Genomic DNA, 23,235 nt, shown 5'->3' on the forward strand with positions numbered 1-23,235 from the left:
GCGTCACTCGGTAAGCAAATGCAAGCATCCGTTTACGCTCGTTAGCTATGAATTTCAGCGAAATCCTAAACATTCTTCTCGGCACCGGCCTTGTGGGGCTCGTGGTGGCAGTGGCCACCATGAAAGCCACTGTGCGCAAGGCCAACGCCGATGCGGAGAAGGCAAAGGCTGACGCAGAGACCGTGCGCATCACCAACACCGAGAACGCTACACGGATTCTGGTGGAGAACATCGTCAAACCCTTAAAAGAAGAACTCAATGCAACACGAGAGGACCTTCAGGCCACAAAGAAAGAGATGGCCTCTACCAAGAGAGAAATGGCCCGGCTGCGCAAGGCTGTCGAGGCTGCTTCCGGTTGTCGTCATTCTGACTATTGCCCTGTGCTTTTCAAGCTGCGCGACAACCCAAAAGACACAGACGCAGCAGGAGCAGACATCTTCGACCTTCGCGAAGAGCGACACTACCGCGTCAGCGACCAGAACGATAACTACGCTTCCGGTGCCGGAGAGCCGGGTGAGCCTGGCGATATCCGTGGACAGCCTCCTTAAGCTGCCCGAAGGAGCCGCCTACCGCGAGAGCAAGGACCGCGCCCATGTAGAGGCCACCCATCAAGGCGGTATAATCTATATCACCGGCACCTGCGACTCCCTGCAGCGTCAGGTGGAATATTACGAGGCGCTCTACCACACCGCCCGCGACGCCCTTGAGCAGAAACAGGATGAACTAAACCGGGCCGAGGAGGGACGGCGCGACAGTTCCCTTTTCGATAAGCTATATCTTCTCGCGACAGGAATCGCTGCAGGCGCGTCATTTACAACAATATTCAGAATATTCAAAAAGGACCAAAAATGAACAAAGACTTCATGTACGGCATCGGAGCCGTGAAATACAAGGGAGCCCCCGTGGGCTATATAGCCAAGAACTCTTTCGACATGGGCGGCGTCAAGCCCGAGGCCGCCGAAATCGAGGCCGAGCAGGTGCCCGGCGCGGCCGTGCTCGTCATACCGCAGTCCAACGGCAAGATCTCGCCCAAGTTCGACATGATACAGCTCAACTTTGACAGTCTCAGACAGCTGCTCGGCGGCGACCTGCACAAATCAGGCGACAAGACGGTGGGCTGGACGGCTCCCGCCGCGGCCCTCGTTCTGGAAGGGCCGTGGGAAATCGCCCTCGTGTCCGGGCAGTCAGTCCTCATTCCCAACGCCACGCTGCTCTCCGACCTTGCCGGCAAGCTGACGCTGACCGAGACCGCGAAGATCGAGGTCGAGCTGAAACTGTCCATGCCGGCCACCGCCGGAATACCCCCTTACGGCGTGTTCGAGACATCGAGCCTCCCCGCCGAATGGACTGAAAAGGACGGGTGGCTGCTGCCAAAGAAATCCACGTCCGGCGAACAGGCCGCACAGCCCGAAGGATAAGCCATGGACGAAGCCACAATCCGGCACATAGAGATGGAGGGTGCGGACGCCCTTCTCGACGCGGGAGTGTCCGTGCCGCTGAAGAGCCTCCGCCTCCCCTTCAGGAAAAAGCCGGTGGAGATACGCGCCACGATGCGCCGCCCGTGCCTCGACGGGCAGATACGGATAGCGAGGATCTATCTCTCCATGGGCGTCACCAGCCGGCAGATGTGGGAGTTCACCAAGGAGCAGGAGATGCGCTTCCTCGCGGAGCACGGCCTGAAGATAGCCCGCATGATCGCGCTGACGATATGCCGTGGCGAACTTAAGCGCCGGATCCTTCTGCGGCCCGTGACATGGGCGGTGCGGCACTGGATGAGCAACGAGCACCTGCTCGGGGCGATGCGCAGGTTCGTGTCGCTGATGGGCACAGACCCTTTTATACCTATTATCAGATCGGCGGAGCGGACGAACCCGATGAAGCCGAGGACGAGCCAAAGAAGGAAGGGGAGTTAAGAGCCTCATACGAAGGCTCCCATAGCCTCTTCGGGTTTGTGTGGCAGATAGCCGGCGCCACAGGCTGGAGCGTGGACTACATACTCACCGGCGTGAACTACCAGACCCTGATCATGATGCTGAGCGACGCGCCCCGCTATGTGCGCCGCAAGGCGAAAGAGGTCGTGCCCGGCAGGACCGCCGAGGAAGAGGCCGGAGAGATAGCGGGATTCTTCAGAAGCCAACTCGAAAAATGACATGCAGCCCGTAAGGATAGAAATAATACTGAACGACCGCGTCACCCCGGGGGCCAGGAGCGCCCGGGGCGGCGTTTCAGAGCTTACAGCCGAGACCCGGAAGGCGAAGCGCGAGATGGAGGAGCTCGACAAGGCGACCTCGTCCATGGATAAGACTGTCAAGAGGCTTGCCGGTGCATTCGCCATGAAGGAACTCGTGTCGAAGATAGCGTCGGTGCGCGGCGAGTTCCAGCAGCTGGAGGTCGCATTCCGCACAATGCTCGGGAGCGCCTCCAAAGCCGACGCGCTCATGCAGCAGCTCGTCAGGACGGCTGCCACGACCCCCTTCGGACTCGAGGACGTGGCCGGCGGTGCGAAACAGCTTCTCGCCTACGGTCTTGAGGCGGAGAAAGTCAACGGCACGCTCGTGAGGCTGGGCGACATCGCCGCCGGCCTGTCCGTGCCGCTGAACGACCTCGTGTATCTCTACGGCACCACGATGGCGCAGGGCCGCCTATACACCCAAGACCTCAATCAGTTCACCGGGCGCGGCATACCGATGCTTGGTGAGCTCGCCAAACAGTTCGGCGTGGCCGAGAGCAGGGTCAAGGAACTCGTGGAAGCAGGCAAAGTGGGATTCCCCGAGGTGCAGAAGGTCATCGAGAGCCTGACCGACGAAGGCGGCAAGTTCGGCGGTCTCATGGAGGCGCAGTCAAAGACCATCGCCGGACAGATCTCCAACATTGAGGATGCCATTCAGATGATGTTCAACGAAATCGGACAGAAGTCGCAGGGAATCATCAGCGGCACACTTTCCGACGTGTCGTACATGATAGAGCATTATGAGCGTTTCGGGCGCATACTGCTCGGCGTAGCCGCCACTTACGGCGTTTACCGCACTGCACTGATGACCGTCACCGCCATGAAGGGGTGGGCCACGGCAGCCGAGGCTCTGCATTACAACTGGCTGCTGCTCGTGGAGAAGGCACAGAAAATGCTCAATGCCACCATGCTCTCCAACCCCTACGTCCTCGTGGCCACGCTGCTCGCCGGATGCGCCGTGGCTCTCGTCTCCATGAAGACTGAGACCGAACGGCTTAGGGAGGCCGAAGAGGACTACCAGGCACAGAAACAGAAGACCATCGAGGCAGAGGAGGAACACCGCCATAAAATAGAAGAACTCTGCTCCATTGCCGGCAATGAGGCCGTATCGACCGACACCCGGCGCGAGGCCCTGAACAGGCTCGAGATGAAGTACCCGGACATTTTCGCCAAGTATGACACCGAGTACGAGAAACTTAAAAACATCAAACAGATCAAGGAGGAGATAGCAGCCCTCGAGAGCGGCAGGTCCATCACGAACCCGCAGAACGAGCTCGATGCCGTGGAGAGGCGCATAGCCGAGCTCGAGGCAAAGAAGGCGACCGGGCGCTATGTGACGTCATCATCCACATGGGGAACATACAGCCATCGCACAGGCGGCCTGTCATCTGCGGAGGATACAGAGCTGAAGAACCTTCTCGGCAAGAGAAGGAACCTTTCCGCCGCCGTACGCAAGGAGGAGGTCAACGCCTACTTCGCGAACCTGACAGGAATAAGCAACGAGACCCTCGCGGCGCAGGTAAAGGCCCGCGAGGAGCTGCTGGCGCAGATGGAACTCCAAGAGAAGAAGTACGGCGCGTTAAAAGGAAATGCCGCCACAGAGGGCACATATACCCGCGAGGAGCTGCAGTACCAGTTGAACAAGCTGCGCGCGGAACAGAACCGCCGGGAGTCCGACAAGGAGAACCCGGCGACGTGGGCCGCATCTGCCAGAAGGGAGTACGAGAAGGCCCTCAAGGAGTACAACGAATTCATAGGGAAAACCTCGGGCTCCATGACCAAGTCCGAATTCGAGGAGAAGGCGAAAAAACTCAAGGAGGCAGTCGATGCAGCCAAGAAGGAATATGACAAGGTCAGTCCCGGCACCGACAAGGATGCCGAATCCGCGGTGAAGAAGCGCGAACAGCAGCATCGCGAGGAAGACCGCATGAAAGAGCAGCGCCGCAAACTCGGGCTCGAACTTGTCGCGCTGCAGCAGGAGAATGACGAGGCCGAGGTCGAGGTGATGGAGGAGGGACTTCAGAAGAAGATCCGCCAGATCCGGGAAGAATACAAGGCGAGAAAAGCAGCTGCCGACAAGCAGCGTAGCGACTGGCGGACTCAGAACGCCAAAGCCGGAATGACAGGTCTTGGCCCCGACGGTCTTACTGACGGCCAGCGGTCGGAGATTGAACGCTCCGACGAACTCAACGAATCCATATACAAGGCAGCGACTTCGAGGCTGTACAAAGAACTGGCCGACCAGTACCAGTCATACGCCGACAAGCGCCTCGAGATAGAGCGCAGGCACAACGAGAACATCGAGGGACTGCGCCAGGGCCGGTTGCAGGCCGAGGCAGCCGGCGACGAGGCAGCCATGGCTGTCTACGACCGCTCGATAGCGGAGGCGGTAAAGTCCAGGGGCCGCGAGCTTGCGAACCACGACTTCGAGGTCCTGCGCCGGTCGCCGGAATATGTCCGCGCGTTCGAGGATCTGCGCGACACCTCGACAGAGACGTTGCAGGAGCTGTTGAAGCAGTTCGAGAAAGCCAAGAGCGCGGCTTCCTCCGCGCTCGACCCGCAGGACCTTCGCGAATACACCGACACCATCCGCTCTCTGATGGAGGAGATTGACAGCAGGGACCCGTTCGGGAATCTGTCAAAGCGGGCGGAGGAACTGACCTCGGCCAACCGCGAGCTCGCGGCTGCAAAGAGGCAGCTTGACACCGTGACCAATGGCGGAAAGGTGTTCACCGGACTGAAATCCGAGGGTTTCGATGCCAGCGGCAAGCCCGTTATAGTGGGGACCTATCTCAGCATGGGGGATGCCATGAAAAAATATACCGAGGCCAAGGACAGGCACACCAAGGCGAGCAACAACTTTGTCAAGGCCGAAAAGGAGGCCCGCGACAAGGTATCCCAGCTTGCCGAGGCCATAAAGGGCGTAGGCGAGGCTATTGGAGGGACTGCCGGAGAGATAATTGGTCTGATATTCGATGTCGGCACCTTTATCACTGACACAATCAATGGAATCGCCACGGTGCAGAAGGTCGGAGTAGAGGCAGTTTCGGCAGTCGAAAAGGCATCTATCATACTGACTATCGTGTCCACAGCCGTGCAGCTCTTGCAGAAGATCAGCGAGCTCGGCAGCAACAAGGCATTCAAGGAATACGAGGCCTACGCCGAGAAGGTCAGGGAGATAAACGCCCTTACGGATGCAGTCAGCCAGTACAGGCTCGCAGTGCTTGAGGCGCGGCAGGAAGAGGACTCATGGTTTGCCGAGGACGGCTTGCGGAACCTCAAGGACTGGCGCGAGCACCACGACGAGGTTTATGCCACCTATGTCAAGAAAGCGTCCGAGGCCCAGGCCATATACCGCAACCAGAGCGGGGGCGGCTGGCTCACCGGAGCCTTCAACTGGGTCATGGGGAATCTTTCGGCACTGTCATGGTGGGACGAATGGCGCGACCTGTGGGGGCAGGGAGGATATGACGAGGGGACCACAGCCGCCGTCAACAACCTGCGCATCGAGACCCGGAAGAAGAGCAGCGGCTTCCTTGGCACCGGCATAGGCGGTCACTCACAGAAGACCGAGGATCTTGTCACCTGGGCCCGCAACAACGGACTCGGCGAACTGTTCGACGACAAGGGCCTTATAGACAAAGAACTCGCCAAGTCCATACTCGACAACTACGGCGACAAGCTCGTGGGGCAGACCCGCGAAACCCTCGAGGCGCTGATTGAACTGCGGGAAAAATATGACGAGTACCTGCGGAACCTGCGCGAGTACGTCAGCTCGATGTACGAGCCTCTCGTCGATAACCTTGTCGACAGCCTGTGGGACTGGCTGGACAGCGGGAAGGACGCCCTCGACTCCTTCAGGGAATATGCCTCTGAAACGTTCCGGGACATAGTCTCTGACATGCTGCGGACAATCGTCATCGAGAAGGTGGTGGGAACCTTCAGCGACGACATCGCAGCCGTGTATGAGAAGTACGCCGAAGGGAAGCTGGCCGAGACGGAGCTGATGGGCGAGGTGGCAAAGCTCACCGGCGGACTCATAGACCGCTATGGAAGCAGCCTCCCGACGCTGGAGGGGTTGATGGAGACCGTCGCTGGGATGCTCGGCGAGGCCGGGATAGACATCCGCGGCGGGGAGGGACACTCCCAGAACGGGCGTGCCGGAACCTACACGGCCATGACCCAGGACCAGGGAACGAAGCTCGAGGGAGTGTTCACGGGCGTGCTGATGCACGTTTCGGAGATTGACTCGACGGTCGAGAACGTGGCGGAGAAAATGAATATCGCCGAGGGATACCTCGCGCGGATCGCCGAGAACACCGGGTCGAGCGCCGCGGGCGTGGCTGAGATAAGGGACATGATTGAGAAGATAATGCGGGACGGAATAAAGATATAGGCAATGGAAGCACTCGAAGGACTTGTGACAATCAACGGGGCCGACATCTGGAAAGAGTACGGCGCGTTTCTGACCGAGGAAAAGAAGGGGGGCAGGGAGAACCTCACGACCATAATGACGCCCTCCAAGGCCAAGGCGCATGTCGGCGTGGACATACGCGAGCGCGACGGGGTGAAATACTCCGACACCCTCGAGGTCAGGAACCAGGAGCGCGAGGTCACGCTGCATTTCGCCATATTCGCCCCGACAAGGAGGGAATGGCTAGCGAGATACCGTGCCTTCATCACCATGCTCAAGCAGGGTGACGGAGGGTGGCTGACATTCTCGTTCCCATCGCTGGACATGACCATGCGGATGTTCTATGTCAGCTGTCCCGGATACAGACCGCTCACCTACCTTTGGAACGAAGGCGTCCACGCGGGGCGCTTCAAGGTGACATTCAAGGAACCCGAACCGACATTCTAACCACATTCCAACACCGTTCAGACATGGCAATAACGATATACGGAAAAGACGGCGCGGTGAAGGCCGTGCTCTCGCCGGGCGACAGCTCCACCCAGGCGAAGGAGATCCAGGGCGACAACGTCCTGACCCTTTCGTTCACCCTGCCGGAGTATGTGGCGCTCGACGTGGACGACATGGCCGAGTTCCTCGGCGAGACTTACCGGCTGGCCGAGCGGTACCGCCCGAGGCAGAAGTCCACCCTCGAGTGGGCCTACGACCTCAAGCTCTACGGGATCGAGAGCAGGATAAAGAACCTGCTGGTCCTGAACGACACCGACGGCGCGCAGGAGCCGGTGTTCACCCTGACCGCCTCCGCGAGGGAGCACGCCGCCCTGGTCGTGAGATGCATAAACGCCGGCATGGGCGGCGGCGCCGACTGGAAGGTGGGCGAGGTTTCCGGCACGGAGAACATCGTCATCGACTACGAGGGAAAATACTGCGACGAGGCCCTTCGCGAGATAGCGGAAAAAACCGGGGCGGAATACTGGTTCGACGGGCAGACCGTCAACATTTGCCGCTGCGAGCGCGGCGAGCCCCTGACGCTCGGATACGACAACGGCCTCGTGTCGATAGACCCGGGAACGGCGCGGAATGTCAAGTTCTACACCAGGCTCTACCCGGTGGGCAGCCGCCGCAACATCGACTCGTCGCGCTACGGCCACAGCAGGCTGCAGCTTCCCGGCGGACAGAAATATGTCGAGGTCAACGCCGAGAAATACGGGCGTGTGGACCACTACGAGACAGCCGCCTTCGCGGACATATACCCGCGAAGGACAGGCACCGTCAGCTCCGTGCGCTCCGAGACCAGAAAAGGCGACGACGGCAAGGACTTCACCATATACTATTTCAAGGACAGCGACCTGCCGTTCAACCCCAATGACTATGAGATCGCGGGCCTTGTCAAGCGTGTGAGCTTCCAGGAAGGGAGCGAGCTTGCCGGACTTGGGAACGACGACAACGGGACATACTATTTTGAGACAAATTACAATAGCTCCACAGGGGAGTTCGAGATAATCACGATATTCCCGGATGATGACACCCAGCTCCCCAACGACACGCTCGTCCCGAAGGCGGGAGACCGCTACATACTCTGGAACATAAGGATGCCGGACGAATACTACGCGCTTGCCGAGCAGGAGTTCAAGGACGCCGTCGATGCCTTCAATTCCGAACACGCCATAGACATAGCGGTATTCAGGGCCCCCACCGACCATGTGTGGGTGGAACAGACCGGCGCCGACCTCTACATAGGGCGCCGGGTGCGTCTCGAGAGCTCGGAATACTTTCCGGAGTCCGGGTACCGCGACAGCCGCATAACCAAGGTGACGCGGAAGGTCAACCTCCCCTCGCAGATGGACATCGAGATAGGGGACGCACTTAGCCGGACGGCAATGGACAAGGTGGCCGACAGCATCAGCTCCGTCAGGAACTATGCAAAGGGACTTGCCTCCATGTCGGCCCTTCCCGACATAATAAAGACAGGCGACCTGACGAAGCTGACCGACAGCAACCTGCTGAGCGCCCTGCGCACCGTGGCCGAGATAGCCGAGCGTGCCTTGAGCCGCAAGGCCGACGACACGGCCAAAGGATTTATAACCTTCCTGAAGGGGCTTGTCTCGGAAGGACTGCTGAAGGCAAAGGGAGGGCTCGAGGCCGGAACATTCGTCAACTCCATGCTCGCCGGCATGGGCGCCGGCGTCGATGACCAGGGCAACGCGCAGGTGGAGAGCATAGAGGTTCGCACCTACATGAAGGTGATGGAGCTTATCTTCAACCGCCTCAGCGCCGTCGAGAGCGACTTCGTGTTCTCCGAGTCCGGCACCGTGGAGAAGGTGGAGCAGACCGCCCCGGACACCTACGTGCTGACCATGCGCAAGCGGTGGGACTTCGACTTCCACGCCTTCAGAGAGCACGACGTCATATACGGCTCGGTCAACACGCTGCTTGCCGACGGCAGCCACTTCACCTCCTGGTTCCGCCCGGTGTCGGTCAACGCGAGCGCCAACACGCTGACCGTCGTGACGTACCCCGACGCGGAGGTGCCCGCGGGGAAGAACTTCGCGCCCGTGAAGGGGATGGTCATAAACCGCAGGGGCAACGCGGTGGACAAGGACCGCCAGAGCTGCTGGTACATATCGAGCCGCGAGGGGTGCATAATGTACCTTGAAGGCGTGACCAAGCCGATCCTTGAGGAACCCAACTACTACCTCTCGCTTGGCCGCCCCAAGAACCTGAGCCTGTTCAACGGCCTGCCGATAAACTACGACCACCCCTACCTCTTCGCCAGGGGCGCGATAATCCAGGACCTTCTGCGCGTCGACTACAAGGGGAACCCCGTCTATGAGATAGTCGATGTCGGCAGGTGGGATCCCGCGGCCTCCTACATCAAGGGGAAGGACCCGGACAGCGGGCGGTACATACAGCACCAGGCGTGGCACGCAGGCTGCTGCTGGCGCTGCGTGGCCCCGGCCGCGACGGTCGGCCTCGAACCCCGGTACAACAACCTCGAATGGGCCTGCATCGTCGGCGACTCCAGCTTCACCCTCGCCGTGACAAGCTCCAACGGGCGGTTCTTCCGCTTCGGGCAGGAGTGCACGCAGCTCGGCTTCGTCCTGCGGCACGGGGAGATGGACATAAGCGTCGACGCCTCGCAGGTGGAGTGGACCCGGGAAAGCGGCCTCCCCGGCGAGGACCTGCTCTGGAACATAGAGCACTCGTCGAGCTTCATGACGGTGGACATCACCCCGGCGGACATGCCGTCCAACTGGCACGAGGCACGGCAGGTCGTGTTCCGCGTCAAGGTCTCGATACTCGACGGGGCGGCGCCTCAGCCAAAGACATTTGAAACGACATTCTCACTCAAAAAATAAAAGACATGAAGACAGCAACGGCATACATCATCAACACGCCCCTATCGGTGTCGCTCTACATGGACATCATCGGGGGAGGCCTGGAGCAGACGAAGAACGCCGACGGCCTGTTCGACCCCGACAGGACGCTGTTCCCCCTGGCGCTGCGCCCCCGGCTGGCGGTCAAGGACCCCGACCACGTGCTCGCCGACGGCGACCACACCACGGGTCTTATAGACACCCGGTGGTACATCGGCACGGACGACAAAGGCACGAGGATAACCGAGAGCACCTCCGGCTTCAGCCTCGGGGCCTACGGGGAGCTTACGGTGCGGCGCAACGTCGAGCCGTCGTCGCCCCTGTCCCTGTACTTCACCTGCGGCTACATAGACCCGCGCACGCAGAAGACCATCCGCAAGTCGCAGCAGGTCACGCTGACCACCGTGCAGAACGTGGAGCTGAACCTCAGCCTCGAGATCGACGCGGCCCAGAAGATGGCCATCAGCCCGTTCAAGAACCAGGCCCTGCGCACCATAACGGCCACGTTCCGCAACGGCTCCGACCCGGTTCCGGACGCCAGGGCCGTCTATTCGTGGCAGGTGCTTGAAAGATCCGCCCTCACATGGCGGGCGATAGGGGCCGACGACCCCTTCTACGTCTCCGGGCAGGGCACCAAGGCGCTCGTCATCGACCGCCGCTACATCGACCGCGAGGCCATAAGGCTCGAGGCGCACCACAAGTCCGCCCCGTCGCGGGTCGTGTCGGCCATGACCAAGGCCTACCGCTGCTACGGCCAGTGGGACGAGCGGGAGATGCTGACACGCGGCAAGTTCGTGCGCCATGACACCCGCGAGATCGAGGCCCGCGCCGTCATCGACACCCCGAGGGGGCAGGTGACACGCCCCGAGGACTACTTCGACATAACGCACATCTTCACCACCAACGAGAAAGGCGCGCCCGAAAAGGTGATAGGCTACGGCGAGAAGGCCGTCGTCGGCGCCGGGATAGCCGGCAGGGACCCCAATGTGCTTGCGGTGTTCGGCTGCGAGGTCAGGGAGCGGACGGCGCTGCGAGTCTGCACCATAGGCGGCAGGGCGGTGCAGGTCAACGGCAAGGTGATGTGCATAAGCATACCGAAACCCTAAAACCAATAACCACATGAGCAGACCAAGACTATTCTCGGTTCCGGAGGCGATAGCCACGGAACTGAACCTCACGGAACTAAGGACGCACGACGGCGCGGGCCGCGTGCTGCTCTCCGGCCGCGACCTCGCCATCTACGGCATCGACAAGGCTCTTGACGAGGGCGCGGAGGAGCTATCGCCCGATGAGGCAAAAGAAATATTCCACCTTTAAAAACGACAGAACATGGACATAAGCGCGATAGACACCCTCGAGGCGATCGTTGACGGCGACACCATAGTGCCCGGCATGAACTTCGTCCTCCCGGCGGGTGTGGGGAAGACCCAGTATTTCAACCCCTCCACCGGCCAGTGCACCCCCGACTACACCAAGGCCGCCAACCAGCCCACGCTGTACCCGGCCTGCTATTCGAGCAACCTCGGCAGCTTCGTGCTGCCCGACATGAACAGCTTCATGTGGTACCTCAACGACCCCGGCTCCGCCTCGGCGCAGATACTCGCCGCCCCCGGCGGGGCCGTGGCCGCGAAATTTGCCACGAAGTTCCAGAAGACGACCTACACGGTCAACAACAAGACGTACCCGGCGCTGAAGATAATCGGCAACCTCGCGTCCGCAGGAAGCCTCAACGACGCGGTGATCTACTTCAAAGGCACCTTCAACGGCATGGAGGTGACGTGCCACGGCGACATCGGGGTCAAGGAGAGCGTCGGCAACCTTTTCGACATCCTGATCAACTGCGTCAACGAGGACGGCGTGAACGACACGGTGATAGACAACGACAGCGAGTACCTCGTACTTACCGCGTCGCTCCAGGACAGCGGCGCCACCGTCCAGGCGTCCGGCGCATGGAGCTGGCTGCGCGCGACAGCGGCAGGACTCGTGGCCGTGACCCACACCGCCGGGGTCACAGAGCTGAGCAACGGCAACAGGACGCTCAAGCTCTACGACCCGGCGGTGGAGGGCACCGAGGAATACTTCGCCAGCGTGGTCCACAACTCAGTGACGCACCGCAAGGGGATACAGGTGAGCGACACCCACGACCCCTTCTACATCAACATCGGGCGCAGCACCCCCTCGAACATGGTCAAGGAGGGCGACACGGTGGTCTACCGCCCGAGCGTCCTGGCCCGCAGCAGCCGCGCCGTGCAGACGGGATGGTCGTTCACATTCACCCTGCGAGACCACAACGGCAGCACCGTCAAGACCGCCACCGGCACGAGCCTGACCGTCACCGGCACGGAGGTCATGGAGAAAGGCGGCCTGAACGTCCACATCATAGCCACGAAGTCATAAATCCACGGTAATATGAAAAGCGTATCAGCCACAGACACACTCATACCGGTGCCCAGGAACGGGAAGGACGCGGTGCGCGTGACCGTCTCGCCGGAGACGGTCCTGTTCAAGAAAAGCACAGCCGTGCAGACCGCGACCGTCCGGGTGACGGTCGCGGACGGGGACACGGACGTTCCGAACACGGCCTTCGCCTGCTCGGTTCCTGCCTCGCTCACCGTCATAGAGGACGGCCTGGCGTGGTACTCGGTTAGAGCAGGGGCGAACGCCGTCGACATCAACATCATGTCCGCGGCCGGCTCCACGCCCGGCAGGGCGCTTCCCTTCTCGGTGACGTATGGCGGAAAGACCGAGAACAGGAAGATAACGGTCAGGACGGTTTCCGACGGCGAACCCGGCGCGGATTCGGTGCGCTACTGGCTCAAGGGGAGCGTGACGCAGGTCGTGCGCGACGCGCTCGGGACCTGCACCCCCTCCTCCGTTTCATGCACGGCTCTCAGCCAGGCAGGGAACGGCGCGGCCACGGCAGCGTCGGGTGTCGTCACAAAGTTCGCGCGCAGGCGCAAGACCTTCATTACCGTCGCGGCCCTTTATACGTGCGGGAATGCCGTCACTGTCGGTGACGGGGACATTGCGGTGGAATTCTACCTTTACAGGAATGACGTTCTTGTCGACACCCTGACCATACCGGTTGTCGATAGCGGCAAGCCCGGGGAGAGGGGGCGCAACGGAAGGCTTCCTGTACCGTACGGGGAGTACGACCCGGCCATAAGCTACACCGCCACCGACCTCGTGGCGCCCTTCGTCCTCCAGGAAGGGGAATACTACGTCATGAACAAGAGCGTGACGGTCAAGGGAGTGTCGCCCAAGGCCGACTACGCCGCCAACGGCACCGACGCCACGTGGCTGCACATGGAGTTCTTCCGTGCGGTCTATGCCGAGCTGCTGATGGCGCGCCTGGGGCTTATCGGCAAGGCCGTGTTCTATGACGAGTTCATGTTCTCGCAATACGGGAGGAAGAACGGGAAGGAGGTCAACTACAGCGGGGGCTACGACATACCGACCGATGCCGGAGGACTGTTCGACCCCAACATTGTGATCAACTTCCTGACCGGCGCTCTGAGGTGCCGCAAGGCCGACATCTCCGGGAACATCAACGCCGACAGCGGGCGCATAGGCGCGCTGGCGATACGCGGCAACGACCTCGTGGGCCTTGTCGACGGCGTGGAGACCGTCCGGCTCGGCATCGGGAACGTCACAGACGTTACAAAGGCATTCGAGACCCGATCCCATGAGTTCACCATGACGAGCACGGACCGAGACTGCACGACCGATGTCGAGATGACCAGGTTCGGCTACCACAGCGGCACCGCCCGGCGCCCTGGGGAGATAAGCGAGAACCGCGACGACGGCAGCTACACCGAGGACACGACGCTTTCCTGCAAGGTCAGCTTCAAACTTGACTCAGCAGTGGTCAAGGTCGAGTTCGGGCGCTTCGACGTTGGCTACAACACGCGCAGCGGCAGCTTCCGGGGAACCGCCAAAGGCACGGCGAGACTCTACCGGGTGAGCGACAGCACGCGGACAAAGGTCTCCGAGTGGGAGCTTGAGGAGCAGTCTGCGAGAGACCACGAGGTCTCAGGCCTCGCTGCCGGGAACTATGAAATCGACATATCCGCATGGCTCGTCCCGGCGGCCGGAACCGTCTCGGAATGGTGGGGAGAGACAGTGTTCTACGCCACCGCCATCTGGGTCACCTCCGGCGTTCTCTCCGGCGGCAAGACCGAGATAGCGCGCGACGGCTTCCTCTGCTACCAGGGGGAGACCAGGTACCTGTTCTTCTCAAAGGGAAAGGGCCTCGAGGTGAAGTTCGGCAACCACGGGCTGAAGGTCGGGGCCAACGGCGTGCAGAAGCTCGTCTCCGGGACATGGAAGGACATAAACAGTTAGAAAAAAGTCACAGTACAAACCAATAAACAGAAAAAATGGAAAAGATAGATCTCGCAAACGAGCTGGGCAATCTCCAGTCCGTCAGTGCCGAGGACATGGTGCTCGGCTTCTCGAAGTCCGGCAAGAAGTTCGGCTTCATCCCCCTGAGCTTCGTGACCAACGAGGGCTACGCCTGCCGACGATGGAACATCAACAACAGCAGCCCCGTCGGAGAGGCGGTCGGCAACATCGACTACCTGCGCTCCCTGCCTGCGCTGCTCGGCCTCGGGTGCTACCTCGTTGACCGCAACCACGGCCGGCGCAAGCTCGACCCGACGAACCACTACAAGTTCGCCACCGGCGAGACGGCGAAGCTCGACGGGTCGATGGGCGACTACATGTGGGGCTGGGGAACCGCCTGGTACTACGCATGGTGGACCGAAGGCAGCTACTACTACGAGGCGGCGAGCCTCAAGCCCATCCCCGGCAGGCTGAACTACCGCATCCCGGTGGCGAGCACGTCGGCCCTTGGCGTCGCCGTGGTCGATCGCACCAACCTGGAACTGTGCAGCGTCATCAACACCAGCGTCCGCTATCGCGGCGGCAACAACGACACGGCCAAGGACGGCACGTTCAGGACGCTGCTGGGCCGCGCTGCGACAAGCCTCAACGCGGCGACCTTTGGCGAATACGCCCGCAAGAAGGGGGAGGGGTGGGAGGCCTACTGGTATGCCCACGCCGCCGCGATAGGCATCCTGTTCCGCATCATCTTCGGGACAAGGAACGTGCAGTCCGCAGTGAACGCCAACAAGGATGCCAACGGGCTTTGGCAGGGTGGCCTCGGCAACGGTGTTACCGGCGCCGGGTCGTGGTGGAGCGCGTCGGCAGCCGACAACCCCAACACCTTCGGCTACCTTCCGTTCCTGCCTACGAATGTCGGCGTCTCCCTCGCCGACGGCTGCGGCTCGGTCAACTATGCCGTCAAGGGCGCTGACGGGGCGACGCTCTACACGGCCCCGGTGCCGGTGTTCTTCGGGCTGAAGAACTTCTTCGGCTATCTGGGTCGGTGGGAGCGCGGCACGCTCATCAACAAGATCACCGGCGGCGCGGCCGACATATACGTCGTGCCGAAGCTGTACAGCGCCTACTCCATGAACTCTCTGTCTGGTCTGACGAAAGTGGCCACAACGCCGGCGGCCAAAACCGCGAGCACATGGGAGTATCACAAGCAGCTCTCGATGCAGAACCTCTGCCACGTGCCGACCGTCACCGGTGCTACAATCTCGACCTATTATGCCGACGGCTACTACAACGACAACGCCGTTTCGGGGCTTCGTGTGCCTGCCCGTGGTGGTATTGCGAGCGATGGTGGCTATGCCGGGCTTGAGTACCTGTATGTGCACGCTGGTGTCTCGGCGTCCTATGCGCACTACGGCTCGCCCCTCTGCGAAGCAGAAGAGAACTGGGACACGACGCCCTTCCTGGCTGTCTGAGCGGACTCCGGGGAGCTGAGGGGTACATAAGGGGACGAGGCTGACACCGGGACGCCCGGCACGCTTTGGAACCCTGCGGAGCCCAAAGAACCCCGGAGGCGCGTAGCGCCGACCCCACCGGCATAGCGCCGTCCGGCGGCAGACACCGCCAAAGAGCACATTGACATTTTTCCATATTGACAAAATTAGTTAAATTTGCAGTCGGAAACCGGAAGGAATCCCGGTTGTCGTCCTGGAGAGCCGTTTCGGGGCTTCGTGTGCCTGCCCGTGGTGGTAATGCGAACAATGGTGGCAATGCCGGGCTTGAGTACCTGAATGTGAACAATGGTGTCTCGACGTCCAATGCGAACTACGGCTCGCCCCTCAACTTTATGGCGCGGTCAAGTCTGTCAGCTCCCGCGCCGTCAAAAAACAGGACGGGACCGCACCCCAAGGTGAAAGACAACGATGACAGGAAGTGCCGGTAGGCCTGGCGCAAGCCATCCCCGACGGCAGTACCCGGAAAAAAGCAGACAGAACCGACAAGACACCGACAATGACACCAATGACACCGGACCATGAAAAGGAAAGGCCACATTTCCTCCGCCGTCGCCACGCCGGAGAACTTTGAGAGAGGCTTCAGGGGCTACTCGGCCAACAAGTACGGGAGGCACGACATCGACCGCTTCGCCGAAAACCTCGAGCAGAACCTCGCGGAACTTCTCCGCGCGTATGCGACATGCAGCTACCGCACCTCCGGGTACGAGCCGAAGGAGGTGTTTAAGCCCAAGCACAGAATCGTCCACAAGTCCAAAGTCCGCGACCATGTCATACAGTGGTCGGCCATGCTCCCGGTGGAGCGCTGGCTCATGGACACGTTCCATCACCGCAGCCCGGCGTGTGTTCCCGGCAGGGGCACCCACTTCTTCGTCCGACAGGAAATGGAGGAGCTGAGACGGTGCAGCCAGGACGAGGTATATTATTTTGTGCAGCTCGACGTCCACCACTATTTTGAGAACATAGACCACACAATCATGAAGGAGCGTATCAGGTCCAAGATAAAGGACCCGGTACACCTGCACTTCCTCGACGAGTTCATCGACAGCTTCAGCTCCGGGCTTGTGCTCGGGGTCAAGCTGTCGCAGATACTGTCGGGAATGTATCTCGCTCCTTTTGACAGGCTCGCAATCCGCTGCTTCGGGCTGTCCGACGACATCGACAAGTTACGCTACTGGCAGGGGAGGTACGTCTCCGACTGTCTGCTGACCTGCCGGACGGAGGAACAGGCCGCCGAGCTTTCAAAAGGCGTGGACTATCTCAACCGCAAGTTCGAGGGCTATGTCCGCGAGGGGTTGAGGCATTACAGCCGCTTCGCCGACAACATAGTCATCAAGCACCGCGACAAGACGTTCCTTCACCTGATGGTCGAGCTCTCCGTCCTCATACTCGCCCGCGACTACCACCTGCAAATAAACCGGAGCTGGAACGTGCGCCCCATGTGGACGGGCAACGACCTGTGCGGATACGTTTTCTACCATGACAGGCTGATGCTGCGCAAGCGCAACAAGAAAGCCCTCTGCCGACAGGTCGCGAGGCTCCGGAAGAAGGGATATTCCGAAAGGGATATAAGGCTCAAATGCGCGAGCAGGGTGGGGTTCGCCTCCCACGCCGACACACGGAATCTACTAAAATCACTCAATATGGAAAAAAGACTCGGCAAGGTCATAAAGAACCGCCGCAAGAAGGCCCCGTTCGAGGGCATGACCCCGGAGCAGAAGAGGTCCATCGAGGACATCGTCTGCTATCCGGACGGAAACGAGAACGAAAAGCTGATACTGCTGCTCGACTACAGGATAGACGATTCGGTTATTGAAAAGAATGACGACGGCTCCCCGAGGCAGCGCATCGCCATCCGCTACAAGGTCATAGACCATGTGGACAACCCCGAATCCGAAAGCCCGGCCTACGTATGGAAAGACGGGGAGTATTACTCGTTCTCAGGATCCAAGGTCATGATAGACCAGGCAACGGAGGACTTCTCGACGGCCGACCTTCCGACTGTCACGGTGATCAAGGAGTTCATCAACAAGCAGAGAAAGAAATTCTACAAATTCACCTGACCCCCGGACACACGGGGCGACGGCAAAAACAACAGAAGACATGAACAGGAAAATCTATTTGGAAAGAATGACGTTCAGCCGCTACGACGGCGGCCGCTGCCTCGTGTATCTCAACGAGGAGAAAATCGAGAACCATGTGCCGGCGGACGCCCCTGAGGGCTTCAAGCCGGTAACCGCCTATGCCTACACCGGCCCGGAAGATGACGGCGGCACTCTGATAGAGGCCGCAGATGACAGCCGGGACTCATTGATAAACGGCGTAATCCGCAGCAGGTACTCACAGACCGAGGAAGACGCGATCAAGACACACCAGATACTCGCGCTCACCAACCCCGGCCACGACAAGGCCGCAGACTACGCCTCGGAGTGGGCGAGGTTCAACATCGAACGCGAAGATGCCATAAAGACGGTTGACTCGTGGTTCGAATGACGTTATAACGGTCAGACAACGCCAGACAAAAGGGCGCGAACCAAAGCAGGTTCGCGCCCTTTAATTTGCTTTAGCCGGCGACTGGATAGGGCAGGGTGGAGTGGGGCTTGGACTTCGATGAGAGAGCGAACCGATGGTACGTTTCGTTTTGTGATTGTTGCACGTTTCGTTTTATTTTTCGCACGTTTCGTTTTAGGAGCGTTGCACGTTTCGTTTTGCGGATTATACATGTGCTAAAAATTTATGGCAAAATGATTTTTTTCTTTTCTTCGTGGATCTTTGCAATCGGGGCGATATTATCACTAAGAAATGAAAGAATTAAAAGAAATGTTTTATTTCCAAATAATTAGAATAATTATGATTTCTTTCTTTTCTTTTGTTTCTTCGTGAGTTAGAATATGGATGATTAGGGGTGAATCAGTGGAATAATGGTGAGTTGTGGGATTGTCATCATGGTGAATATGGTTGTTGGTAAAGTCAAGATGATATGTGGGGATATATGATTGGGATGGTCGGCATCTGTCTTCTTATAGCGGCGTGGATGGGTTTCTATCAAGGTGAGTGACGTGATGTCCCGCTTCATTCCTTTTTATAAGGATGAAGATCTCCTGTCACTTTTTACTTTTTACTTTTTACCTGTTACCTGTTACTTGTTACTTGTTATCTTGCGCGAAGCGCATCTTTGTTTGATGCGACAAAGTTAGATATAAAGGATCTCACACCGGTGTTATTCTGAAACAAAACATACCATAACGTATAATCTTACCTTGATATATACCGACAACGCCTTGTATCGGGTGTTTCAGTGATTCACCCTGAAACGCCCGAAACAAGTGAAACAAGTGAAACAGGTGAAACAGGTGAAACAGCTGAAACAGGTGAAACAGCCGATACACCCGAAACGCACCGATACAAGGTGAATCAGATGAATCAGTGGAACGATGGTGAGTTGAATGTTAACCCCGTATAGGAGCGTAGCGAACATGCTTCGTTATGCAGCGACTTTCACGGCAAAGCCGTGATTCGTTGGTTAACCCCGTATGGAGTGCAGTGACATACTTGGCGGATTGGGAGGCGATTGCTATGAAGATGTGGTGAAAGATGTAAATAGTATTGGATAAAATGTAAAGTTTACTTGTCTATGTGGAAAGTTTTGTTTACCTTTGCGGCGTGAGATTTTAAGGATGGGTTTAGATGGTATCTTAATGGTATTGTTTATGGTGTTATTTATTTTTAATGGTATAATTTAAATGGTATGCTTATGAAAAATTTGCTTTTTCCTCATGCGTTTCAATTGGTGGGATGGGTGATGTTTGTGCCGTCATTGCTGATGGGGGCTTTGGTGTACTTCGGTGTGCTTTCGTTTGCCGGGAGCTTGGAGACCGTTGTGAATGATTCGGTGATTATCGGGATTGCACTGGGGGCTTTGTTTGTGGTGTGTTCCAAGGAGAGGGTAGAGGATGAGATGACGAGATCCATACGTCTTGCTTCCTTGTTGAATTCAATCTATGTGTATGTGACGTTGCTGATAGGTTGCACTATTTTATTGAATTCTGTTGATTTCTTGGCGTTCGCAGTATTTAATATGGTGTTGCTACCTATAATTTTCGTATGCAACTTCCGGTCGGAGATGCACCGGTATAATAAGATGTGCGAAGATGAGAAATAGGATTAAGGTGGAACGTGCGGAGTTGGATATCACCCAACAGCAGCTTGCGGAGGCGGTCGGTGTAAGCCGGCAGACAATCGTTGCCATAGAGAAGAACCGTTTCCTCCCTTCTACAGTACTTGCCTTGAAGATAAGTCGGTTCTTCCGTAAACCAGTGGAGAGTATCTTTATTCTTGAGGATACCGATTGATCCGTTGAGATTATTTTAAATTTATTGAATAATGTTTTCTTAAAATTAGGTATGATTATGAAACAAAAAGTAAAATTCAACACTTATTCCCGGATAGTGACCATAGGTGTGCTCGTTCTTTTTGTAGTGGGGGCGTTCTCTCTTCTTGATAATCCCCACGACCTGTTGCTTTTTGGCGTGATTATGGGGATTACGACTATTTTCGGATTGTATTATTGCCCCGTGTCGTTGGAGGCTGACGATTCAGCAATCACTATCCATCGTCTGCTTTCGCGACGCAAACGTCTTATGTATTCCGAGATTCAGTCGGTAGACACCTGCTATCCCTCTGCGGGAGGATTGAGGTTGTGTGGTAGTGGTGGCTTCTTCGGTTACTGGGGGTATTTCAGCGACATCATGATCGGAAGCTATTTCGGCTATTACGGCAGTCGCAACCAATGTATCCTCGTCCGGTTGAAAAATGGCAGGCAGTACGTGATCGGTTGTGAGAATGCAGTCCGCATGGTGGATTACGTGCAGGGGAAGATGGATAAATAGCATGATTTTTCCTTATCATAATATGTACGATAACCCTTAGTTATATTATCGTAAAATATACGAAAACTATCTTGCAATAAAATAATATATTATATTTGTAAAAATTTATTCATTTTTATTTGGTGGTTTGAAAATTTCGTTCTAAATTTGCAGCGTAAATCAAAAAAACGGAGACTACAGACCATGAACAACAAGGACACTGACATCAAATTAGCCAATAACCACATCTCGGTCGACTGTGTGGTGATAGGTTTTGACGGAGATGCCCTGCGCGTTCTCCTTATCCATCGTCAGGGCGAAGACCACGGAGAGTCATATCATGACATGAAACTTCCCGGAAGTCTCATATATGAAGATGAGGATCTTGATCAGGCAGCCTCAAGGGTGCTGAACGAACTGACGGGACTTAAGAATGTAGACCTTATCCAGTTTAGGGCATACGGTTCTAAGGATAGGACGAAGGACCCGCGTGACGTGCTTTGGCTTGAACGGGCACAGCGCACACATGTGGAGAGAATCGTGACTGTAGCTTATCTTGCGCTTGTGAAGATTGATCGTCCGCTAAATAAGCAGATGGCGGGCTATAATGCGGAATGGGTGGCTGTAAATGAAGTTCCCGACCTTGCGTTTGACCACAACATGATAGTAAGGGAGTCGGTCGAACATATCCGCATGGTGATGGATCATGATTCATCCCGACTGTTCACTCTTCTTCCGCGAAAGTTCACGGCATCGCAGCTCCGGATACTTTTGGAGGTGATTGCCGGACATCCGATAGATGCGCGTAATTTCCATAAGAAACTTGCTCAGATGGACTATGTGGTGCCTCTTGAGGAGCGGCAGACCGGAGTGGCACACAGGGCGGCACGCTACTATAAGTTTGACCGTAAGATTTACAACAAGACGAGACAATAATACACATTTTTATAACCTGATATTAACCTTATATAAGACATGTATTTATTAGGATACGACATAGGGAGCTCCTCAGTGAAGGCAGCTTTGGTCGACGCCACTACAGGCGTATGCGTAGCTTCTGACTTTTATCCCAAGACGGAGGCTCCGATCAAGGCTCTCCGTCAGGGCTGGGCGGAACAGAATCCCGAAAGCTGGTGGACTTACCTTAAGGAGGCTACAGCTTCTATTCTTGCCAAATCGAAGGTGAATCCTTCCGACATCAAGGCTATCGGCATCTCTTATCAGATGCACGGTCTCGTGCTCCTTGATAAGGACGACAAGGTGATCCGCGATGCACTGATATGGTGTGATTCCCGTGGCGTGCCCTACGGCGAGAAGGCTTTCAACGATCTCGGTGCGGAGAAGACCCTGTCGCATCTGCTTAACTCTCCCGGCAACTTCACTGCGTCAAAATTGCAGTGGGTGAAACAGGAGGAACCGGAATCTTTCGATAAGATTGCCACTGTGATGCTTCCCGGCGATTATGTCGCAATGCGTCTCACGGGTGAGAAATGCACCACGGCATCCGGTCTGTCGGAAATGATGCTTTGGGATTTCAAGGAGAATTCCCCCGCCTTTTTCCTGATGGAATATTTCGGATATGATCCGTCGATTCTTCCCGCGATAAAGCCGACGTTCAGCGAACAGGGGCGTCTTACAGAGGAGGCTGCCCGTGAACTCGGTCTCGTTGCCGGCATCCCCGTCACCTATCGTGCCGGTGATCAACCTAATAATGCATTGTCGCTTAACGTGTTCAATCCCGGTGAGGTTGCATCTACGGCAGGCACAAGCGGCGTGGTCTACGGCATCAACGGCACCGTTGACTATGACCCGCGTTCAAGGGTGAACAATTTTGCCCATGTCAACCATACGGCAGACCAGACACGCATCGGTGTGATGACATGCATCAGCGGCACCGGAATCCTCAATTCATGGTGCAAGCGCAACATCGCGCCGGATGGTATCTCCTATCAGGGGATGAACGATCTTGCAGCCAAGGCTCCGATAGGGAGTGAGGGTGTGACGATCCTTCCGTTCGGCAACGGTGCGGAACGCGTGCTTGAAAACAATCAGGTGGGTTGCTCGTTCCATGGCATCAACTTCAACATACACAACCGCAGTCATCTTCTCAGGGCTGCACAGGAGGGAATCGTATTCTCGTTCATGTATGGCATGGAGGTGATGGAGAGCATCGGCATGAAGATTGACAAGATACATGCAGGACATGCCAATATGTTCCTCAGCCCGATCTTCCGCGACACACTCGCAAGCGTGTCGGGAGCTACCATCGAGCTTTATGACACCGACGGCGCAGTCGGCGCAGCCAAGGGCGCAGGCATAGGCGCAGGGATATATAAGGACAACAATGAGGCGTTTGCCACGCTTGTGAATATGGGTGAAATCCATCCCGCCGCTGACCGCACTCCTTATCTGGAGGCGTATGCACGCTGGAAGGAATGTCTCGCCAAATGCTGATACAGATCTAACAATAAACCATAATAAATAATTTAAGTTTCGC

22 protein-coding genes are annotated in these 23,235 nt (G+C 57.5%); 21 read left to right on the forward strand and 1 reads right to left on the reverse strand.

Annotated features, from left to right (window positions below):
• The first annotated feature begins 47 nt into the window (after positions 1-47).
• From E5331_RS03130 to E5331_RS03205, 16 genes are all read left to right on the forward strand, one after another.
• The gene (locus tag E5331_RS03130) at positions 48-548 is read left to right on the forward strand and encodes a hypothetical protein (protein WP_136903633.1); all 501 of its coding nucleotides are present in this window, start codon (positions 48-50) and stop codon (positions 546-548) included.
• Positions 532-852, forward strand: a complete 321-nt coding sequence (locus tag E5331_RS03135; RefSeq protein ID WP_136013206.1) for a hypothetical protein — start codon at positions 532-534, stop codon at positions 850-852. Before E5331_RS03130 ends, E5331_RS03135 begins: the two co-directional genes overlap by 17 nt.
• A complete protein-coding gene (locus E5331_RS03140) occupies positions 849-1,418 on the forward strand; it encodes a hypothetical protein (RefSeq protein WP_275441044.1) in 570 nt (189 codons plus the stop codon). The genes E5331_RS03135 and E5331_RS03140 overlap by 4 nt, the downstream gene beginning before the upstream one ends.
• Before the next feature lie 3 nt (positions 1,419-1,421).
• Entirely contained in the window at positions 1,422-1,913 is a 492-nt protein-coding gene (locus tag E5331_RS03145) for a hypothetical protein (protein ID WP_123484828.1), read from the forward strand.
• A gap of 38 nt (positions 1,914-1,951) precedes the next feature.
• Positions 1,952-2,149, forward strand: a complete 198-nt coding sequence (locus E5331_RS03150; RefSeq protein ID WP_136013207.1) for a hypothetical protein — start codon at positions 1,952-1,954, stop codon at positions 2,147-2,149.
• Between the two features lies 1 nt (position 2,150).
• Positions 2,151-6,626 (forward strand): tape measure protein, encoded by a 4,476-nt coding sequence (locus E5331_RS03155; RefSeq protein WP_136013208.1) that lies wholly within the window; start codon positions 2,151-2,153, stop codon positions 6,624-6,626.
• 3 nt (positions 6,627-6,629) lie between these two features.
• Entirely contained in the window at positions 6,630-7,091 is a 462-nt protein-coding gene (locus E5331_RS03160; protein WP_136013209.1) for a hypothetical protein, read from the forward strand.
• Positions 7,092-7,114: 23 nt separating this feature from the next.
• Positions 7,115-10,000: a hypothetical protein gene (locus E5331_RS03165; RefSeq protein WP_136013210.1), complete on the forward strand. Its 2,886-nt coding sequence runs from the start codon at positions 7,115-7,117 to the stop codon at positions 9,998-10,000.
• 5 nt (positions 10,001-10,005) lie between these two features.
• Complete coding sequence (locus tag E5331_RS03170; RefSeq protein WP_136013211.1) at positions 10,006-11,124, forward strand: hypothetical protein; 1,119 nt, start codon at positions 10,006-10,008, stop codon at positions 11,122-11,124.
• Between the two features lie 13 nt (positions 11,125-11,137).
• Positions 11,138-11,335, forward strand: coding sequence for a hypothetical protein (locus tag E5331_RS03175; protein ID WP_135986369.1), 198 nt, complete (start codon positions 11,138-11,140; stop codon positions 11,333-11,335).
• 12 nt (positions 11,336-11,347) lie between these two features.
• Positions 11,348-12,415 carry a hypothetical protein gene (locus E5331_RS03180; protein ID WP_135986367.1) on the forward strand — a complete coding sequence of 356 codons (1,068 nt, stop codon included), beginning with the start codon at positions 11,348-11,350 and terminating at the stop codon, positions 12,413-12,415.
• Between the two features lie 12 nt (positions 12,416-12,427).
• A complete protein-coding gene (locus tag E5331_RS03185; protein ID WP_135986365.1) occupies positions 12,428-14,362 on the forward strand; it encodes a hypothetical protein in 1,935 nt (644 codons plus the stop codon).
• Positions 14,363-14,397: 35 nt separating this feature from the next.
• A complete protein-coding gene (locus tag E5331_RS03190) occupies positions 14,398-15,834 on the forward strand; it encodes a hypothetical protein (RefSeq protein WP_136013212.1) in 1,437 nt (478 codons plus the stop codon).
• Positions 15,835-16,010: 176 nt separating this feature from the next.
• Positions 16,011-16,301 carry a hypothetical protein gene (locus E5331_RS03195; protein WP_136013213.1) on the forward strand — a complete coding sequence of 97 codons (291 nt, stop codon included), beginning with the start codon at positions 16,011-16,013 and terminating at the stop codon, positions 16,299-16,301.
• Between the two features lie 90 nt (positions 16,302-16,391).
• On the forward strand, positions 16,392-17,933 hold the full coding sequence (locus E5331_RS03200; RefSeq protein ID WP_123484723.1) for an RNA-dependent RNA polymerase family protein: 1,542 nt from the start codon (positions 16,392-16,394) through the stop codon (positions 17,931-17,933).
• 40 nt (positions 17,934-17,973) lie between these two features.
• Positions 17,974-18,363 carry a hypothetical protein gene (locus E5331_RS03205; protein ID WP_123484724.1) on the forward strand — a complete coding sequence of 130 codons (390 nt, stop codon included), beginning with the start codon at positions 17,974-17,976 and terminating at the stop codon, positions 18,361-18,363.
• A gap of 406 nt (positions 18,364-18,769) precedes the next feature.
• On the opposite strand, the gene E5331_RS20250 is transcribed toward E5331_RS03205, so the two are convergent.
• Positions 18,770-18,946, reverse strand: a complete 177-nt coding sequence (locus E5331_RS20250; protein ID WP_168355119.1) for a hypothetical protein — start codon at positions 18,944-18,946, stop codon at positions 18,770-18,772.
• Between the two features lie 678 nt (positions 18,947-19,624).
• Between E5331_RS20250 and E5331_RS03210 the strand changes: the two genes are divergently transcribed.
• The 5 genes from E5331_RS03210 (at position 19,625) to E5331_RS03230 (ending at position 23,192) form a co-directional block, all read left to right on the forward strand.
• Positions 19,625-20,032: a hypothetical protein gene (locus E5331_RS03210; protein ID WP_135984640.1), complete on the forward strand. Its 408-nt coding sequence runs from the start codon at positions 19,625-19,627 to the stop codon at positions 20,030-20,032.
• Entirely contained in the window at positions 20,022-20,222 is a 201-nt protein-coding gene (locus E5331_RS03215; RefSeq protein WP_135984642.1) for a helix-turn-helix transcriptional regulator, read from the forward strand. Before E5331_RS03210 ends, E5331_RS03215 begins: the two co-directional genes overlap by 11 nt.
• 57 nt (positions 20,223-20,279) lie before the next feature.
• Complete coding sequence (locus E5331_RS03220) at positions 20,280-20,759, forward strand: PH domain-containing protein (RefSeq protein WP_168355120.1); 480 nt, start codon at positions 20,280-20,282, stop codon at positions 20,757-20,759.
• Positions 20,760-20,942: 183 nt separating this feature from the next.
• Positions 20,943-21,674, forward strand: coding sequence for an NUDIX hydrolase (locus tag E5331_RS03225; RefSeq protein WP_135984644.1), 732 nt, complete (start codon positions 20,943-20,945; stop codon positions 21,672-21,674).
• 39 nt (positions 21,675-21,713) lie between these two features.
• Positions 21,714-23,192: a xylulokinase gene (locus E5331_RS03230; RefSeq protein ID WP_135984645.1), complete on the forward strand. Its 1,479-nt coding sequence runs from the start codon at positions 21,714-21,716 to the stop codon at positions 23,190-23,192.
• Positions 23,193-23,235: the final 43 nt, after the last annotated feature.

This window comes from Lepagella muris (genome assembly GCF_004793975.1).
GTDB classification, from domain to species: Bacteria; Bacteroidota; Bacteroidia; order Bacteroidales; family Muribaculaceae; genus Lepagella; species Lepagella muris.

What these genes read in the sequence shown, in the direction of transcription:
- E5331_RS03180 (WP_135986367.1), top strand. Translation starts at nt 11,348, where the DNA reads ATGGACATAAGCGCGATAGACACCCTCGAGGCGATCGTTGACGGCGAC.
- E5331_RS03225 (WP_135984644.1), top strand. Translation starts at nt 20,943, where the DNA reads ATGAACAACAAGGACACTGACATCAAATTAGCCAATAACCACATCTCG.
- E5331_RS03175 (WP_135986369.1), top strand. Translation starts at nt 11,138, where the DNA reads ATGAGCAGACCAAGACTATTCTCGGTTCCGGAGGCGATAGCCACGGAA.
- E5331_RS03140 (WP_275441044.1), top strand. Translation starts at nt 849, where the DNA reads ATGAACAAAGACTTCATGTACGGCATCGGAGCCGTGAAATACAAGGGA.
- E5331_RS03160 (WP_136013209.1), top strand. Translation starts at nt 6,630, where the DNA reads ATGGAAGCACTCGAAGGACTTGTGACAATCAACGGGGCCGACATCTGG.
- E5331_RS03220 (WP_168355120.1), top strand. Translation starts at nt 20,280, where the DNA reads ATGAAACAAAAAGTAAAATTCAACACTTATTCCCGGATAGTGACCATA.
- E5331_RS03190 (WP_136013212.1), top strand. Translation starts at nt 14,398, where the DNA reads ATGGAAAAGATAGATCTCGCAAACGAGCTGGGCAATCTCCAGTCCGTC.
- E5331_RS03130 (WP_136903633.1), top strand. Translation starts at nt 48, where the DNA reads ATGAATTTCAGCGAAATCCTAAACATTCTTCTCGGCACCGGCCTTGTG.
- E5331_RS03185 (WP_135986365.1), top strand. Translation starts at nt 12,428, where the DNA reads ATGAAAAGCGTATCAGCCACAGACACACTCATACCGGTGCCCAGGAAC.
- E5331_RS03205 (WP_123484724.1), top strand. Translation starts at nt 17,974, where the DNA reads ATGAACAGGAAAATCTATTTGGAAAGAATGACGTTCAGCCGCTACGAC.
- E5331_RS03170 (WP_136013211.1), top strand. Translation starts at nt 10,006, where the DNA reads ATGAAGACAGCAACGGCATACATCATCAACACGCCCCTATCGGTGTCG.
- E5331_RS03210 (WP_135984640.1), top strand. Translation starts at nt 19,625, where the DNA reads ATGAAAAATTTGCTTTTTCCTCATGCGTTTCAATTGGTGGGATGGGTG.
- E5331_RS20250 (WP_168355119.1), bottom strand. Translation starts at nt 18,946, where the DNA reads ATGAAGCGGGACATCACGTCACTCACCTTGATAGAAACCCATCCACGC.
- E5331_RS03200 (WP_123484723.1), top strand. Translation starts at nt 16,392, where the DNA reads ATGAAAAGGAAAGGCCACATTTCCTCCGCCGTCGCCACGCCGGAGAAC.
- E5331_RS03230 (WP_135984645.1), top strand. Translation starts at nt 21,714, where the DNA reads ATGTATTTATTAGGATACGACATAGGGAGCTCCTCAGTGAAGGCAGCT.
- E5331_RS03165 (WP_136013210.1), top strand. Translation starts at nt 7,115, where the DNA reads ATGGCAATAACGATATACGGAAAAGACGGCGCGGTGAAGGCCGTGCTC.
- E5331_RS03155 (WP_136013208.1), top strand. Translation starts at nt 2,151, where the DNA reads ATGCAGCCCGTAAGGATAGAAATAATACTGAACGACCGCGTCACCCCG.
- E5331_RS03145 (WP_123484828.1), top strand. Translation starts at nt 1,422, where the DNA reads ATGGACGAAGCCACAATCCGGCACATAGAGATGGAGGGTGCGGACGCC.
- E5331_RS03215 (WP_135984642.1), top strand. Translation starts at nt 20,022, where the DNA reads ATGAGAAATAGGATTAAGGTGGAACGTGCGGAGTTGGATATCACCCAA.